At 53.3% G+C, this 15911-nt stretch carries 18 protein-coding genes; 4 read left to right on the forward strand and 14 right to left on the reverse strand.

Annotated elements, in window-relative coordinates; all coding sequences use genetic code 11:
- Positions 1-43 precede the first annotated feature (43 nt).
- Positions 44-2242 (forward strand): polyphosphate kinase 1, encoded by a 2199-nt coding sequence (ppk1, locus tag M0646_RS08925; protein WP_286627179.1) that lies wholly within the window; start codon positions 44-46, stop codon positions 2240-2242.
- Here ppk1 and M0646_RS08930 read toward each other — a convergent pair.
- Positions 2239-4050 (reverse strand): ABC transporter ATP-binding protein, encoded by a 1812-nt coding sequence (locus tag M0646_RS08930; RefSeq protein WP_286625406.1) that lies wholly within the window; start codon positions 4048-4050, stop codon positions 2239-2241. The two genes, ppk1 and M0646_RS08930, sit on opposite strands and share 4 nt — an antisense overlap.
- A gap of 38 nt (positions 4051-4088) precedes the next feature.
- Positions 4089-4862 carry a 1-(5-phosphoribosyl)-5-[(5-phosphoribosylamino)methylideneamino]imidazole-4-carboxamide isomerase gene (hisA, locus tag M0646_RS08935; protein WP_286625407.1) on the reverse strand — a complete coding sequence of 258 codons (774 nt, stop codon included), beginning with the start codon at positions 4860-4862 and terminating at the stop codon, positions 4089-4091.
- 359 nt (positions 4863-5221) lie between these two features.
- Here hisA and M0646_RS08940 point away from each other — a divergent pair, with 359 nt between their 5' ends.
- Positions 5222-6469, forward strand: coding sequence for a YcjF family protein (locus M0646_RS08940; RefSeq protein WP_286625408.1), 1248 nt, complete (start codon positions 5222-5224; stop codon positions 6467-6469).
- On the opposite strand, the gene M0646_RS08945 is transcribed toward M0646_RS08940, so the two are convergent.
- Positions 6437-7210: a WecB/TagA/CpsF family glycosyltransferase gene (locus M0646_RS08945; RefSeq protein ID WP_286625409.1), complete on the reverse strand. Its 774-nt coding sequence runs from the start codon at positions 7208-7210 to the stop codon at positions 6437-6439. The genes M0646_RS08940 and M0646_RS08945 overlap by 33 nt on opposite strands.
- 108 nt (positions 7211-7318) lie before the next feature.
- Between M0646_RS08945 and M0646_RS08950 the strand changes: the two genes are divergently transcribed.
- Complete coding sequence (locus M0646_RS08950) at positions 7319-7885, forward strand: J domain-containing protein (RefSeq protein ID WP_286649550.1); 567 nt, start codon at positions 7319-7321, stop codon at positions 7883-7885.
- Here the strand turns inward: M0646_RS08950 and M0646_RS08955 are convergent.
- The 4 genes from M0646_RS08955 to ndhC are packed head-to-tail and all read right to left on the reverse strand — an operon-like array spanning position 7882 to position 10230.
- Positions 7882-8166: a DUF3288 family protein gene (locus tag M0646_RS08955; protein ID WP_286649551.1), complete on the reverse strand. Its 285-nt coding sequence runs from the start codon at positions 8164-8166 to the stop codon at positions 7882-7884. The two genes, M0646_RS08950 and M0646_RS08955, sit on opposite strands and share 4 nt — an antisense overlap.
- Positions 8167-8195: 29 nt before the next feature.
- Complete coding sequence (dprA, locus tag M0646_RS08960) at positions 8196-9320, reverse strand: DNA-processing protein DprA (protein WP_399374805.1); 1125 nt, start codon at positions 9318-9320, stop codon at positions 8196-8198.
- Positions 9321-9326: 6 nt separating this feature from the next.
- A complete protein-coding gene (locus M0646_RS08965) occupies positions 9327-9833 on the reverse strand; it encodes an NAD(P)H-quinone oxidoreductase subunit J (RefSeq protein WP_149820084.1) in 507 nt (168 codons plus the stop codon).
- Positions 9834-9867: 34 nt separating this feature from the next.
- A complete protein-coding gene (ndhC, locus tag M0646_RS08970; RefSeq protein ID WP_149820086.1) occupies positions 9868-10230 on the reverse strand; it encodes a photosynthetic/respiratory NAD(P)H-quinone oxidoreductase subunit C in 363 nt (120 codons plus the stop codon).
- A 114-nt stretch (positions 10231-10344) separates the two neighbouring features.
- On the opposite strand from ndhC, the gene M0646_RS08975 reads away from it, so the two are divergent.
- Positions 10345-11334 carry a carbohydrate kinase gene (locus M0646_RS08975; protein ID WP_286649552.1) on the forward strand — a complete coding sequence of 330 codons (990 nt, stop codon included), beginning with the start codon at positions 10345-10347 and terminating at the stop codon, positions 11332-11334.
- Here M0646_RS08975 and M0646_RS08980 read toward each other — a convergent pair.
- The 7 genes from M0646_RS08980 to M0646_RS09010 form a co-directional block, all read right to left on the reverse strand.
- Complete coding sequence (locus M0646_RS08980; RefSeq protein ID WP_190278043.1) at positions 11276-11524, reverse strand: hypothetical protein; 249 nt, start codon at positions 11522-11524, stop codon at positions 11276-11278. The two genes, M0646_RS08975 and M0646_RS08980, sit on opposite strands and share 59 nt — an antisense overlap.
- 272 nt (positions 11525-11796) lie before the next feature.
- Positions 11797-12939 carry a magnesium-protoporphyrin IX monomethyl ester (oxidative) cyclase gene (gene acsF / locus M0646_RS08985; protein ID WP_149820092.1) on the reverse strand — a complete coding sequence of 381 codons (1143 nt, stop codon included), beginning with the start codon at positions 12937-12939 and terminating at the stop codon, positions 11797-11799.
- A gap of 86 nt (positions 12940-13025) precedes the next feature.
- Positions 13026-13394: an Npun_F0494 family protein gene (locus M0646_RS08990; protein WP_286649553.1), complete on the reverse strand. Its 369-nt coding sequence runs from the start codon at positions 13392-13394 to the stop codon at positions 13026-13028.
- Between the two features lie 11 nt (positions 13395-13405).
- A complete protein-coding gene (locus M0646_RS08995; RefSeq protein ID WP_149820097.1) occupies positions 13406-14080 on the reverse strand; it encodes a hypothetical protein in 675 nt (224 codons plus the stop codon).
- A 172-nt stretch (positions 14081-14252) separates the two neighbouring features.
- Positions 14253-14996 carry a dienelactone hydrolase family protein gene (locus M0646_RS09000; RefSeq protein ID WP_149820099.1) on the reverse strand — a complete coding sequence of 248 codons (744 nt, stop codon included), beginning with the start codon at positions 14994-14996 and terminating at the stop codon, positions 14253-14255.
- A 10-nt stretch (positions 14997-15006) separates the two neighbouring features.
- Positions 15007-15192, reverse strand: a complete 186-nt coding sequence (locus M0646_RS09005; protein WP_149820101.1) for a hypothetical protein — start codon at positions 15190-15192, stop codon at positions 15007-15009.
- Between the two features lie 41 nt (positions 15193-15233).
- Positions 15234-15818: a thylakoid membrane photosystem I accumulation factor gene (locus M0646_RS09010; RefSeq protein ID WP_286649554.1), complete on the reverse strand. Its 585-nt coding sequence runs from the start codon at positions 15816-15818 to the stop codon at positions 15234-15236.
- Positions 15819-15911: the final 93 nt, after the last annotated feature.

Consider the following 15911-nt stretch of genomic DNA (forward strand, 5'->3'; position numbering starts at 1 on the left):
TACAGTGGAAGTTAGTGTGACCAATGAACAAGAACAAACGGCCATGCCCCCCGCGAAGTCCCCTCGCCGTAAAACTCCCGAACCCATTGATCTGCATGATCCGCAGTACTACTTCAACCGCTCCCTCAGTTGGCTGGAATTTAATAAGCGGGTACTCCACGAGGCCTATGACCCCCGCACACCGCTCCTAGAGCGGCTGAAATTTATGGCCATTTTCAGTTCCAACTTAGATGAATTTTTCATGGTGCGGGTGGCGGGCTTGAAGCAGCAAGTGGAAAGTGGCATTGTTCAAGGGGGAGCCGATGGCATGCCCCCAGCGGAGCAATTACAAGCAGTGCGGCAATATCTGCTACCAATCGTTACGGAGCAACACCGCTATTTCGACCAAGAATTGCGTGCTCTCTTGGCCAAGGAAGCGATTTTTCTCACCCGCTTTAATGAGTTGACCCCTGAGCAGCAGGCCTACCTCAACGACTACTTCCAAGCGCAAGTTTTTCCGGTGCTCACCCCCTTAGCAGTCGATCCGGCGCACCCCTTTCCCTACATTTCTAGCCTCAGCCTCAACCTTGCGGTTCTGATCCGTGATCCCGAATCTGGCCAAGAGCGACTGGCACGGGTAAAGGTACCGAATCGGTTTCCGCGCTTTGTTGCCCTGCCCCAACATTTGCACTCGCCCCAAGGTGCCCATTGGCTAGGCGTTCCCCTCGAAGAAATTATTGCCCACAACCTCAGTGCCCTCTTTCCGGGGATGGAGATTCAGGCCTACTTTGCCTTTCGCATTACCCGTAGTGCTGACCTCGAACTAGAAACGGACAAGGCGGATGATTTACTGATTGCCATTGAACAGGAAATTCGCAAGCGTCGCTTTGGCTCGGTGGTGCGCCTAGAGGTGCAGCGCGGTATTCCGCCCCTGCTGAGGCAAACCCTGATGGAAGAGATGGATCTCGAGGAGATTGATGTCTATGAACTCGATGGTCTGTTGTGCTTGAATGATTTGTTTGCCTTTATGGGATTGCCCTTGCCCCAGTTCAAGGATCCGGAGTGGCAACCCCAAGTTCCCTCCAGTTTCCAGCGGGTAGAGGAACGGGAATCGATGTTTGACACCAGCAGCGAAATTACCACCCTCGGCACTGACTATTGGGAAGCCGTGGCCAATGAACTCTTCAGTCTCATTCGCGAGGGGGACATTATCGTTCACCATCCCTACCATTCCTTTGCAGCAACAGTACAGCGCTTTATTACCTTGGCGGCCCATGATCCACAGGTACTGGCGATTAAGATGACCCTCTATCGCACATCGGGTGACTCGCCGATTGTCAGTGCGCTAATTAAGGCGGCAGAGAATGGCAAACAGGTGGCGGTTTTGGTGGAACTGAAGGCGCGCTTTGACGAGGAGAACAATATCCTCTGGGCACGGAAGCTGGAAAAAGTGGGCGTCCACGTGGTCTATGGCGTACCGGGTCTAAAGACCCACACAAAAACGGTTTTGGTTGTGCGCCAAGAGGCGGGGCAAATTCGTCGCTATGTCCACATTGGCACAGGCAATTACAATCCCAAAACTGCTGGCCTCTATGAGGACTTGGGGCTGTTTTCCTGCCGTGACGAGTTAGGAGCGGATCTCTCGGAACTCTTTAATGTGCTCACGGGCTATTCCCGCCAACGGGATTATCGCCAGCTTCTCGTTGCCCCGGTCACAATGCGCGATCGCACGCTGCAATTGATTTACCGTGAGATTGAACACGCCCGCAATGGTCAACCGGGGCGGATTATTGCCAAGATGAATGCGATCACAGATACGCAGGTGATTCGTGCCCTCTATGAGGCGTCCCAAGCAGGGGTAGAAATTGATCTGATCATTCGTGGCATGTGCTGTCTGCGGCCGGGGGTACCGGGGGTGAGCGATCGCATTCGGGTGATTAGTATCATTGGCCGCTTTTTGGAGCACTCACGGATTTTTTACTTTGGCAACAATGGCGAGCCAGAGTACTACATTGGCAGTGCCGACTGGCGATCGCGCAACTTAGACCGCCGCGTAGAAGCCATTACCCCCATTCAAGATCCAACCATTCAACTGGAACTCAAAGAGCTGCTTGAAATTATGTTGGCAGACAATCGCCAAGCGTGGGAGCTGCAACCCGATGGCACCTACCAGCAACGACAGCCAGCCTCCGGCGAACCCGAACGCGGTACCCACAGTGTTTTAATGGCACGTACCCTCAAGGAAGTAGAAGCGAGCCGCTAGCTAGCGCCTGCATACCCTTGCGCCATGGCTCGAAAGTCTGGACTGTTTTGCAGGAGTTCTTGGTAGCTCCCGACAGCCGCCACTTGGCCATTGGCCATTAGGTACAGGCGATCGCACGCCATGACAGTGCTGAGGCGGTGGGCAATCATAATAATGGTTTTTGCACCACTGAGGGCTTGAATCGCATCCATCACTCCCGCTTCCGTTTGATTGTCAAGAGCCGCTGTTGCTTCATCCATAATGAGCACTGAGGGGTTGTGGTAAAGGGCGCGGGCAATGCCAATTCGCTGGCGCTGTCCTCCCGAAAGGCGCACCCCCCGTTCACCGACAACAGTGTCTAGGCCTTTTGGCAGGGTATGGACAAAGGTGGCTAACTGAGCTGCCTCTACCGCAGCCCACAGGGCGGTTTCATCAATGGCCTCTGCCGGTAAGCCAAAGGCAATGTTGTGGCGCAGCGTGTCATCGGAAAGATAAATGGTTTGGGGAATATAGCCAATCTGCCGTTGCCATTGGGCAAGGTTGCGGTAAATGCTCTCACCATCCACCCGAATATCCCCTTGGGAAGGTTCTAGGAGTCCCAAAATCAAATCGACAATTGTGGTTTTCCCTGCCCCTGAAGCTCCGACAAAGCCAACCATTTCCCCCTGTTTAATTGTGAGAGAAACCCCACAGAGGGCTGGCTGAGGGGCATTGGGATAGGTGTAGTGCAGATCAATCAGTTCTAAGCGATCCTGAAAAATTGGTGCTGCTGCTGCAGCAGAGGTAGAGGGAGCCTGCAACATTCTGGCTTCTAAAAGATCGTCATACAACAAATCGACAGAAGCAGAATAGTAAATAACGTAGTTAAGGTTGTTGGTTAAGCGAGTTGCCGATGGCAACAGACGAAACGCTGCAGCTGCAAATAGAGAAATTAGCGGCAGAACTTGTGCCACGTTGCCCCGCTGAAGCAAGTTGAGGATAACAATAAGAATAATTGTGAGAACGGCTAATGTTTCAAAATAAGCACGGGGCAACTGCTGAACAAACTGCAAAATTAAGTTTGCTTTGCGGTCTTCAATCATGTTTTCAGCATAGGTCTTCAGGAATTGCTGCTCGCGACCTAGGACTTTCGCTTCTTTGATGCCGCCCAAACTCTCACTAATACTTTGGATCGATTTTTGAGCATAATCAATGCGACGTTGACCCACTTCCTTGAGCTTATGGCGAAAGGCTTGAAAGAAAAGCAAGGATAGGGTTGAGATTAGAGCAATAACCAAGATTGAGATGAGAGGGTTACTCCAAATAATGACTGAAAATATGGCAAAAACAATTAGAGATTCAGAAAAAATAACCAATAAAGGCAGGAGATACAAATTAAAAACATTATTTATTTCAGTATTTACATTCTGGATTAGTTTAGCAGTATTGTTTTGCAGGTGAAATGTGTAGGGTTTGTAGAGATAGGATTGCAATAATAAACTTGAGAACTTGCGGTACTTACTGTTCAGAAACTCCAACTGAAGATAGGTGCTCAAGGCAATAAACAGGTTCTTGCCCACATATAAAAGCCCTAGGGCAGCACTGAGGATCAATAGCCACTGGGATTGCTCTGCAGTGGTTAGAGGAACCGCTCGCCAAAATAGGAGGGCATTTAAGCGTTCCGGTTTTTCGACGACAGCAATAAAGGGCAGCACCAAACCCACCCCCAAGGCTTCCCAAAGGCTGCTAATTAGCATCAATAGGCCAAGGCCTATCAGTTGCCAGCGATCGCCCCGATCCAGTAGTCGCCAAATTTTGCCAAGGGAGCGCAGTGCAGGGTGCTTTAACATTCCGTTTTAGAGGTAACAACGCCTTGATCTTAGGCTACTTATGCCCAAGTCGTGCTTCCCAAATCTGGCGGAATATCTTGCCAGCGACCTTGACCGACCGCCCGAACCGCTTCCCGCAAATCCACTGCTTTGGTATAAAGTGCCTTACCGACGATCGCCCCCGATAACCCTTGGGGACTGAGGGCAAAGAGACTGAGAATATCCGTGAGGGAACCCACGCCACCCGATGCAATGACCGGGCGATCAGTTGCCGCCAATAACTGCCGCAGGGCTGGAATATTCGGCCCTTGGAGGGTGCCATCCCGCTGAATGTCGGTATAAACAAACCCTGCTACCCCCATTGCTGCCATTTTTTGGGCAAGATCGGTGGCCAAGATCGTTGAGGTGTCTAGCCAGCCCCGCGTTGCCACATAGCCATCGCGAGCATCCAGCCCTACCCAAATGCGTCCGGGGTATTCTGTGGCCAAACTGGCCACTAGCTCTGGATCCTCAAGAGCCACGGTACCCAAAATGGCACGATTGACGCCTTGGAGAAAGAGATCAGCCACTGCTTGGCGCGATCGCAAGCCACCCCCCACCTGCACAGGAATTTCAAGGGAGGCGACGATCTTGGCAATCAGATCATAATTTCGCGGTTCGCCCGTTTTGGCTGCATCTAGGTCAACGACATGCAAGCGGGGAGCACCCAACCGCTGCCAGTAGAGGGCAACTTTTAGAGGATCATCATGAAAAACCTTGACCTTACCATAGTCCCCTTGCACTAGGCGCACACATTTGCCGTCAAGTAAATCAATGGCGGGGATAACATCCATTGGCGTCAGAAATCCTTATTGAAAAATTGAAAATTTGAGCGTAACTCCCATCCTAGCAGTCACAAGGGGTGAAGCGCATCGGAGGATTGCTAACATAGTCCCCTCCGTTCCTGAATTGACAAGAGCCACCCATCGAAGGCCGCGCCCTGTCTAAATTCCTGTGGCGATCGCGTGATTATGCAACAGATTTAATAGGATTCCGTTTGAACATGTCCCCCATATCCTCGCGCAGCAGGTGGGGAAACTTTCATAGGCGGACAGAAAATTCAGGCTGCATTTCCTCGAGCCTTGGGAATTTGAGTGCTGCTCACCAGTCAAGGTAAGCTAACAAACAAAGGATTTGCTTGGGGTACAAGGACATGGCTGTTGCTGCCGCCATTATTCTTTTGTTGTTGAGTGGCTGGGTGAATGACCATCCGTGGGGATGGCTGCTGATTCTTGGTCTAGGGTTGGGCTATTGGTACTGGCGGCGATCGCCCGCTGCGCCAAACGTGGCTCCCCCTCAACCTTCCCTGCATCCTCAATTACTGGAAAAGCAACTGGCAGACACGCGGAGCCTTTTGCAGGAACTTCCGATAGAGCGCCAAGCCTCCCTACAATCAGCCCACAGCCAACTCCAACAGCGGTTAGATAGCCCAACGGTTGAGGTCTGTGTTCTCGGGCAATCGGCCTATGCTCTCAATCGGGTGTACGATGCCGTCGCTACCCTACCCCTCGATAGCTGTACGTTTCAGCAGCAAACATTGGCAACGGTGCCCCAAGCAGACTTAGTGCTTTTGACCGTAACGGGTGCCCTTACCGCCAGTGAGTTTGAGATGCTGCGGGTATTGCAAGCAAGCCATTATCACGTTCTTGTGGTCTGGTATCCAGAAATGGTGCAGGAGCGCGATCGCCCGAAGGGCGCGCTTTGCAATCGCGTGGCAGTGCATTTACAGCAGCAACTGCAACAACTCCAGATTGGACAAGATCAACTCATTCCCTTTACACCCCACAATCCCCAAGAACTCACCTCCGCAGTGCTGCACTGTCTCACCCAAGAGCGAGCGAATCTGGTCTTAGCCGGCACCTATCGCCGTGCCCAACAACTCCATCAACAGGCGCAATCCGCCCTCAACCAGTATCGCCAAGAACGAGCCACCCCGATCATTGAACGCTACCAATGGCTGGCAGCAGCGGCAACGGCAGTGAATCCTCTTCCGCTTCTGGATCTCGTCATGGCCGGGGGGCTATTGGTGCGCCTCACGTGGGATCTCGGTCAAATCTACCAACGCTCCTTTCGCTTGGCGGATGCTGAACCCCTTGCCAAGGAGCTATTGCGGCTAATGGTGCAGTTGGGGGCTGTGGAACTGGGTACGCAATCCCTAGGACAGTGGCTCAAGGGCAATTCCCTCACCTATTTGGCAGGGAGCTGTTTACAGGGGGCAACGGCAGCCTATGTGTTGCGCTTGAGCGGCTTGAGTTTGATCCATTACTTTGAGACCGCTCCCCAAGCAAAATCTCTGCCCTTGGTGACTCGATTGCAGCAAAGCCTGCGGTGGGCACAGCAACAGGTGGGACGCTCTCCCCTGCAAACCCTAGGACAGTCTCTTGGCTTGCCGTCGGCCTAGCCAGTGACGCAGGAGTTGAGCGGCAAAAAGCACAACAAATGCGGGGTTGTTTATCAGATAGCGTTGCCAGAGGCGGCGGGGTTCTTGCAGGAGTCGAAAGAGCCACTCCAGACCGATCGCCATCATCCAGCGAGGCGCTTGCGCTACAACGCCACTGTGAAAATTAAAGGCTGCTCCCACACCCACCAAGACAATGGGCAGAAAAGGGCTTTGGCGAGCCATCCACTCCTCTTGCTTGGGACAGCCAAGGCTGACAAAAACCAGATCAGCACCGCTATCAAGAATGCGCTGGCGATCGCTGGCCTCCTCCTCAGGGGTCAAGGGACGAAAGGGAGGCGCGTAGGCACCCACTAACTGCATCTTGGGAAAGCGCTCTCGCAGATTTCGTTGCAGCCGCTCTAACACGAGGGGTTCACTGCCATAGAGGAAAATACGCCAGCCTTCCTCTTGGGCGCGATCGCACAACGCCAGCATCAAATCAGGACCATAGACCCGCTCTGCTTGCGGAAAGCCCAACAGCTGTAAGCCCCACACCAAGGGCATGCCGTCAGAGGTCACCAGTTGGGCACCATTCACCACCCGTTGAAAGGGCGATCGCCACACCCCTGTCATGACCACATGGACATTGGTCGCCACCACATAGCCCCCCTTACCTTGATTAATCCATTCAGCTATAAGATCACAGGCTTGGCTGTAGGTGGTGACATCAATCCGTGTCCCTAAAATGTGCGCCGACTCCACGCTGGGGCTACTCCGCATGTTTCACTTGATTCCAGCGTAGGACATTGGTTGCAGAACCGAAGTGAACATCCGACAATGCAAAGCAGACGTCATGTTGTGCCCTGCAGAATGAATTTAGAAGAGTGCTATCGCATTCTGGAGTTGCCACAAGGGGCGTCCTTAGCTCAAGTGAAATCCGCCTACCGACGGCTAGCACGACGCTATCATCCCGATGTCAACCCTGGCGATCGCACTGCCCATGAGAAGTTTATTCTCCTCCAACAGGCCTATGAAAAATTAGTACGAGGACTGCCCACCTTTCGGCCTACCCCTGTTAAATCAGAACCCCAATCTCGCCCACCGCAGCCACCGCCGCCTCTCTCTGCCTTTGAGATTGAACTGAAGCACGCTAGCTATCGCCAACTTCAGGAATTTCTCAAATATCGCTGCTATCAACGTGCCATATCCCTTGTGGAAGGGTTGGCCAGTCGGCTGCCTCAAGATGCCGAAGTACGCCAGTGGCAAGCCGTCACCTATCAGTGCTGGGCGAGGCAACTCATTCGCGATCGCCAGCCCCAAGCGGCACGGGAATACCTGCATCGCGCGCTGAAAGCCGATCCGGATAACCGACTCCTTTGGCAAGAAGCGGAAAAGGACTTTCGTACCCTTGAGCGCCTCTACGGCAAAGACATCTAAGTCCAGTCCTCCCGCTTATCGCTGCCCAGCTTGTAAACGCCGCCGCGAGCGTGAATGGCACGGGTACGCTCAAACAGTTCTTCCTCCGTGAGTTGCCATTTTTCTAGCAGCTCTGCCATTAACTTCTTATTGGTTTCGGCACCGGGGAAGCCATCATAGCGAATCAGCAATCGCCCCAATTCCGCCAAGTTGTAATCACTGATGCCCTCTTGTCGCAGGCGCTCGAGGACTAACCGATCTTGGGCTTCGCGGGGATGTTGTAGGTTCTGGGAGTTTGGCATTTTACCCTCCAAGATTTATTGATGAAACTTTAACGGCTAGTTTTGCGATAGCGATTCCCCGGCTGCTGCTCGACCCAACCCGTTAGCTCCAAGTGCATCAGTTCTGCCATCACCACCCCTGTTTCCAAGGGTACGCGCTGCACAATGTCATCAAAGGCAACACTATTGCTGCCTTGGCTCAGTTGTTGAATCGCCTCGAGAATTTGTTGCTGGGGGGGCGATAGCGTTGGGGGTGGGGCTGAGAAGGGGGTTGGATCGAGGGGGGGTGTATGCCCCAATTGTTCGAGGAGAGCTTCTTCTCCCAAGATAATCTGTGCCCCTTGATTCACCAGACTCAGGGCACCCTTGGCACGGTGGTTATCGAGATGCCCCGGCAGCACATAGACATCACGACCATACTCGGCAGCATAGCGAGCAGTGATCAGGGCACCGGATTTGTAGGGAGCCTCTGCAATAATCACCGCACGGCACAGACCAGCAATGATGCGGTTGCGACGCGGAAATTGGGGGCGATCGGCACCCACACCCCTAGGATACTCGCTCAAGAATCCCCCCCGTTCACGAATCTGGTAATAAAGCGAACGATTTTCCGGTGGGTAGATCATATCCACACCCGTAGCTAAAACGGCCAGTGTGGCACCTCCAGCTTCTAAAGAGCCGCGATGCGCCGCGCCATCAATGCCTGCGGCCATGCCGGAAACAACAATAAACCCAGCTTGGGCAAGGGCATACCCCAGCTTGTGCGCCCAACGCTGGGCATATTCTGAAGGATCACGGGTGCCGACAATGGCAACAGTTGGTGTGGGTTGACTGAGAATTTCTAAAATGCGAGTCCCGCCATAGTAGAGCAAGGGCGGCGGATCGGGAATTTCGCGCAGCAGTGGTGGATAGCGAGGGTCACTCAGCACCCAATGGTGGGGATTTTGCTGGCAGTGGTGCTCGTAGAGAGCTAGGGGTTGGCACTGCTGACGATAGTGGGCGATCGCCCCTTGGAGTTTGGCACCAATCCCCTCTACTTTTCCTAAGGTTTCTACGGACGCTTCCCAAGCAGTTTTCAAATCCCCAAAGTGCTGCCAGAGGCGTTTGAGTAACACCGGGCCAAGGCCGGGTACCTGTGACCAACTGTACCAATAGGCAGCATCAGCGGGAATCAAGGGAGCTTAGTAGGCTTCCTGCAACTCGTAGAAGTCAGGGGTGATGTAGTCTTTGCGCAGCGGCCAGCCCAGCCAATCCTCGGGCATAAGGATGCGCTTCAAATTGGGGTGCCCCTCATAGACAATGCCAAACATATCGTAGGATTCCCGCTCTTGCCAGTCGGCGGTTTTCCAAATCCAATACACCGAGGGGACACGGGGATCCTCACGGGGGACAAACACTTTAATCCGCACCTCTGGGGGGCGATCGGCATTATCACTGAGCTTGATCAGGTGGTACGTGCTCACCAAGTCTTGGCCGGGACCCGAATCATAGGCGGCTTGGCACTGCAAATAGTTAAAGCCATCGGCATAGAGGGCTTGGCACACCGCCAGCAGGCGATCGCGATCCACTTTGATGATTTCTACACCAGAGGCATCGGTACCGAGGGATTCCACACTCAGGCTTTTAGACTGGAGAAGGCGGCATACAGGGCCAGCTTCAACAATGGGGGCTTCGGGGGTGTCACTCATGTTCGCTACTCCAACCTAAAGGCAATCAACTCACTCAAGACCATTCGAGGGCACGTTTGCGCCACGCATAAACTAGAGCCACGACCAGAATGGCAATGAAAATCAAGGCTTCAATAAAGGCCAGTAAGCCCAACTGATGGAAAGCCACCGCCCAAGGATATAAAAAGACCGTCTCCACATCAAAAATGACAAAGACGAGGGCAAACATGTAGTAGCGCACATTGAACTGAATCCACGCGCCACCAATGGGTTCCATCCCCGATTCGTAGGTCGTCAAGCGGATCATCCGCCCGGATTTGGGACGCAATAGCGCAGAGGCAGCTAAAGCCAGTACGGGTACCAGACCACAGATAATCAAAAAGCCAAGAAAATACTCGTAACCACTGAGAACAAACACGGTTGCAGTGTCCCTCGATCTTGGAATTGCTACCATTTTGACACACTCCCCTAGCGATCGCTAGGCTAGGGATCAATAGAAAAAACTAAATTGCCCTATAGCGAATCATTAGCGATGTCCCAACCCACTGTCCTCTGTGCTGGCGAAGTCCTCTTTGACTGTTTAGAAGTGCCCCCTGATCCCCCGCAGTGTTTTCTGGGGGGTGCCCCGGCCAATGTGGCCTGTGGTTTGGTGAAGTTGGGGGTGAGTGCGGCCTTTTTGGGGGCTGTGGGCGACGATGCCTTAGGGGAGCAAGCCTGTGCCGAATTAGCCGCTTTGGGCGTCAATATCGAAGCGGTCGAGCGGGTCGCTGGGGTGCCGACGCGGCAAGTGCGCGTTCAATTGGTGGGGGGCGATCGCCAGTTTGTGGGATTTGCGCCAGGGGGAACTTCTGTCTTTGCCGATATGCAGTTCTATGGCCAGCAAGTCTCGCCATCGTTCCTAGCTGGGGCACGATTTTTCGTCACCGGCACCCTCGGACTCGCCAGTGAACCCACCGCCACCACCCTTGAACATCTAGTCCAGCAACTGCGGTACAACGGTGCCTTTATTCTCATTGATGCCAACTGGCGACCAATCTTCTGGCGGGATGCGAGTGCTGCTCCTGAACGCCTTCGTCCTTTTTTAGCACAGGCGCATTTCCTGAAACTGGCCAAGGAAGAGGCGGAATTATTTTTCTCTGACAGTGATCCCCAAATTGTCTATCGTGCCCTTTGGGGGACGGCACCTGACCATGCTGTGGTCATTACTGACGGGGATCAAACTATTCACTACTGGTGGCACGGAAATCAAGGGGAATTACACCCCCCTACCATGCCCGTTGTGGATACCACTGGTGCCGGCGATGGCTTTGTTGCGGGTTGGATTGCCCAATTATTACAGGGCAGCCCGGAAACCTACCGTGACCCCCAATGGCAGGCTGCTTGTTTAGAATTTGCCACGGTGGTGGGGGCGCTCGTGACGACAAAACGGGGGGCGATCGCTGGTCAACCCACCCTTGCTGAGGTCACTCAATGGCTTCGGGATCATCCTCAAAGAAAAATACGGACGCACTCACCGCCCTAGCAGTGGTTGATGGGCTTGTCGCGATCGCTGGCTGATGTTCACGGCTAGGGATGGCTGCCGCCAAGGGACAGGCCCGCCAAAACCCCCGCACCGGCACATTCAGTTTTTCACAGGTACCACCACGCCGCCCTTCGGAATAATAGAAGCGGCAAAAGCGGCAAGTTGTGGGAGTGAGAATTGGGCTGTCCATCGCGGGGATCAACTCCGAAGTAAAATCTTTAGGCTCTCTACCTTCCATCCTATGAAATTGCCCTCAGCGACTTTTGCAGCGATCACAGGGTCAAAGAGGCTTAGGAAGCAGGTTTTAGCGATCCCCAGTGGTCAAAAGTGCTTTTAGATTCTTTTCATACTCCCGCAACACTCCGTAATAATACGGACATCAATTGTAGGAAAAGTGAAAAAAAGGTTACGTCCGCAGACGCAACCCATGGAGATCAGTATATTTTTAAGCCACAGAGGAAATTAACGCACCGCCGCCGTCGTGGGTGCCTTGGCCGGGATCAAGAACAACTTGATCATTTGCCACACATTCGAGAGATAGAGGGGAAGTTTCTTCAGAAAACCGCCATTTTGCTTGCTAATTTCTGTCAGCTTGGCATTGTTTTCGACACACCGCTCTAACCGCTGATAAAATTCTGGATGATCGACATCGAGAATCACCGGAAAAACACGGCCTGCGGTTTCATTGGTTTTGGCAATCACCTCACGATCATACTCGCGGGCATCTAGGCCAATCGCAGCATAGAACTTCGCCCGTTGCAAATCGTTGAGGTACATTGTGGCAAAGACCGAGAGCAGGAAGAAGCGGCACCACAGTTTTGGTGGCAGCCAGCAGACCATGAAGTAGCGTGCCCATTTCTTACCAGAGAGGGACAGGGGAATTTCCTTAATCTTTTGCCAGAAGGTGCGCGGCCGATCCAGCATTTGCGGTTGAGCCCGCATCACGGCGTCAAAGAAGTCACCGTGGCGGTTTTCATCTTGGCACCAGTTCTCAAAGAAGCGGAAGATGGGGTAGATGCGATGTTCGGGGTGCTTCTCCAGATGGCGATAGATCGTAATGTAGCGCCAGTAACCAATTTTCTCGGAGAGGTAGGTGGCGTAGAAGATGAATTCTGGTTCAAAGTAGGTGTAGCTGCGGTGCTGCGTCAAAAAGCCGAGATCCAGCGATAGGTTAAAGTCGGCCATCGCTTTATTCAAGAAGCCAGCGTGGCGGGCTTCATCGCGAGACATGAGGGCAAAGCATTCCGCCAATAGGGGGTTGCGATCCTTGAGCTTGCGGCTGAGTTCTTTGTAGAGGAGAAAGCCAGAAAATTCCGCTGTGCAGGAGCGCTCCAAAAATTCAATAAATAACTGGCGGGTTTCGCCATCAATGTGATCCCAAGACTGTTCAAATTCTGCATCCCGCACAAAGTGGTGGCGGTTGTAGTCGCAGCGGAATTCCTCAAGGATGGCCTGAAGTTCTGCTTTGTTTTCAGTAATGTCCATATTGGCCATCGCTTCAAAGTCAGTGGTGTAGAAGCGGGGCGTGAGGATGGTTTCCTTGGCGGGGGCTTTGATGCCCGGCCGCAGTTCTTCAAACTCTGGTTTGGCGACGGTATTAACCATAAAAAGCTGCGTCTCGCTCTTGCTAACGGCACTCATAAAGCATGGTAGCGAAAATCACCGATGCGTTACAGGTCGTTACAGAACCGTTACATTCTCCACCAGCGGCTGAGTTGATTGCGCCAGCGATCGCCCCACGAGGCCCCCCATGTGGGTTGGCTATAACGTTGAATCAACTGTTGCCCCAAGGGAGTGAGGCGATAGCGATCGGTGAGGCCTTGGCCATCCACTTCGCGGCGCAGTAAACCGACGCGGATCAACCAGTCCAACTCTGCTTCTGCTAGGAGCACAGGCAAGGGCGATCGCGTGAATCCCGATTGAAGACCCGCTTCGCCCGCAATTTCTAGGAGTGCCACACTCCGCTGCTGCATTGTCTGAAACAAGAGGGGCAAAAAGGGACTACAGCGCAGGGCGCGATCGCCCCGTTCCAAAACCTTCGGAGAATACGCGATCGCCACTGCCACCAAACCTACAGAGAATTTAAGTGGCTGGTATCAATGAAGGTTGCCCGGTCATTCACTGACGTACCAGGGGCGGGGGGTGTGCGGGGCGATTGAGCTGCGGCAGAGGTTGATGGCGAAGAGGGAGTTTCTGCCTCCTGACGACGGCGATCGGGTAAGACCACGCGCTCCATAATGAACTCAATGGTGCCCTTGCGCAGCCATCCCCGTGCTACCAAAATATCGCCGAGTCTTGCCCCTGTGGCTCGCTGATCGGCTAAGGCAACCTCAATTTGTGCGGGTGTCACCAATTCTGCTTCAACCAGATAGTTCCCCAAGCGTTTCGTGTAGCTGTCATCATGGGGACGCTGGATAAAGGGGGGCTTTTTCGCGGGTGCCTCAGTCTCTGCTGCCACGCCTGGCAGGCTGTCAAAGTCACGCTGATCCCCCGCTAGGGCAACCAAGCATTCTTTGATTTTCATCAGAATTTCCGCTGCTCGCCGGGGTTGATTTTGCTGGGCTGCCTGCTCCAAGAGCCGCGCTTCTGCCTCAATCAGCGTTTGCCGGGATGCCACTGCTGCAACTTGTAAAATGCGTGCCTGCTGCTGAAGGACAGCCATATCTCGTTCAAGAAGGGCTTTTTTGCACTGCTTGAGAACAAGGGATCCCTGCTTCAGCAGGACTTTGTGGGTAGGAGTAGTCATAGACAGCAACAGCGGGGATAAAGAAGATGACTTAAAAGAATATTAAAGCTTGGCAACTGCCTTTGGCATTGTTTAGGCGATGGGGAACACGCAATCTACTTTTACTATAGCCCTTTGTATTGAACCCATTCCGCTGCAGCTGCGTCAAAGTAAAGGTTCTGTAAAGATAGGATTACTGTTGCTGCCGTAGGACGGTGTTGAAGAGTTCTTTGACTTGTTCCCACGCATCCCGTGCTGCTGCTGCATCGTAGCTATCCCGTTGATCGCAGAAGAAGCCATGATCCGCTGGATAGATGAAGATGTGGTGGCGAATGCCGTGGTGGCGCAGCGCCGTTTCAATTTGCTTCACCTGTTCCATGGGAATACTTTGGTCGCGATCGCCAAAGAAGGCATAGAGCGTGCCGCGAATTTTCGGTGTGATTTCAATGGTGGGTAGGCCACCGCCGGGGGTCATGGTTGTCATCCCGGCGCCATAGAATGAGGCCGTGGCTTTAATGTCCGGTAACTGAGCCACCAGATAGGCCACATGACCGCCAAAGCAAAAGCCAATCGTACCAATGGCATCCCCATCCACATTTTCAAGGCCGCGCAGATAGGCAATGGTGGCTTGGGTGTCACTAAGGAGTTCCGCGGCTTTGGTTTGGTTTTTGTACTGCCGCCCCAAATCAATATCAGCGGCGGTGTAGCCCGTTTCAAAGCCGGGGGCAAAGCGTTGGTAAATGGCGGGGGCGATCGCCACATAGCCTTCGCGGGCAATACGTTCGGTCACATCGCGGATATGGGCATTGACGCCAAAAATTTCCTGAAAGACAATCACTGCCGGATAGCGGCCGGGGGCAACAGGCTCGGCTAAGTAGGCATCAATCAGCAGATCGCCATTGACCACCTTGACCCAACGACTGGTAATCTCCACCATCGTGAACCTCCTAGGCAGGAATGTCGAGGTCTGGAAACGTGCGCTTGAAGTCGCTAATCAATTCATCGAGTTCGGCGAGGGCGGATTCAATGTCAATGGTAAGGGTGCCATGACCGGGGAGTTCCAAGAGCTTTTTAAGGCTCTCCCGTTTCGCCAAAACAACTGCTAGACGTTCCTGTAGGGTGGGTAACTCCATCTTGTACCTCGCTATCTTGTACCTCGTTGCAAAGCTCACTATTACTCTACCGTTTCGTTGGCCAGCTTCTTCCCTTTGACAGGTGTCGGGGGCACCAGTTCCACATTGATTTCATTCACAGGGCGCGGCCGCAGTTCCAGAGATTGCGATCGCGGCAGCAAATCAAACACTTCCCGAAACGTGTCATCGAGGGTTTCAAAGGGCACCACACCGATAAATTCCTGCCGCAATTGGCCTTGGCGATCGAAAATCAGGGTTTGCGGCACCCGGCCTTTGTAGTAGTAGCCCGCTTCATTGGCGGAGAACTGCGCCCCAAAGGGTAGGGCATCGACATCAATGGCGATGAAATCGGTGACGCGACCATAGTACCCCTGCAATTGGGAGATGGTTGAGGCAAACTGCTTGCAGTCGCGGCTATCGTTCACATAAAACAGCAGCAATGTGGCGCGATCGCTCTGACGCGATTTCTCTAGGGTGACTTTCGGCGGTACCAAAGAGCCATTGCCGGCGTAGAGGGCAAAGATATTCCCATCGTAGCGATCGTCTTGTAACCCCGCCCAACTCGGCGCTGTCCACAGTCCCCACAGCAGGAGGACAAGTCCTAACCAGCCCCAAACCCGTTTCATTTTTCGCTCCATCACGCTCTGTAAAGACACTATACCGCTAGGCCATCCCCCTCCTGTGGATTGTAGAACCGATGCTACACCTTCTAAGGTAGG

The organism is Thermosynechococcus sp. B3, assembly GCF_030323045.1.
In the GTDB taxonomy this organism is placed as follows: Bacteria; Cyanobacteriota; Cyanobacteriia; order Thermosynechococcales; family Thermosynechococcaceae; genus Thermosynechococcus.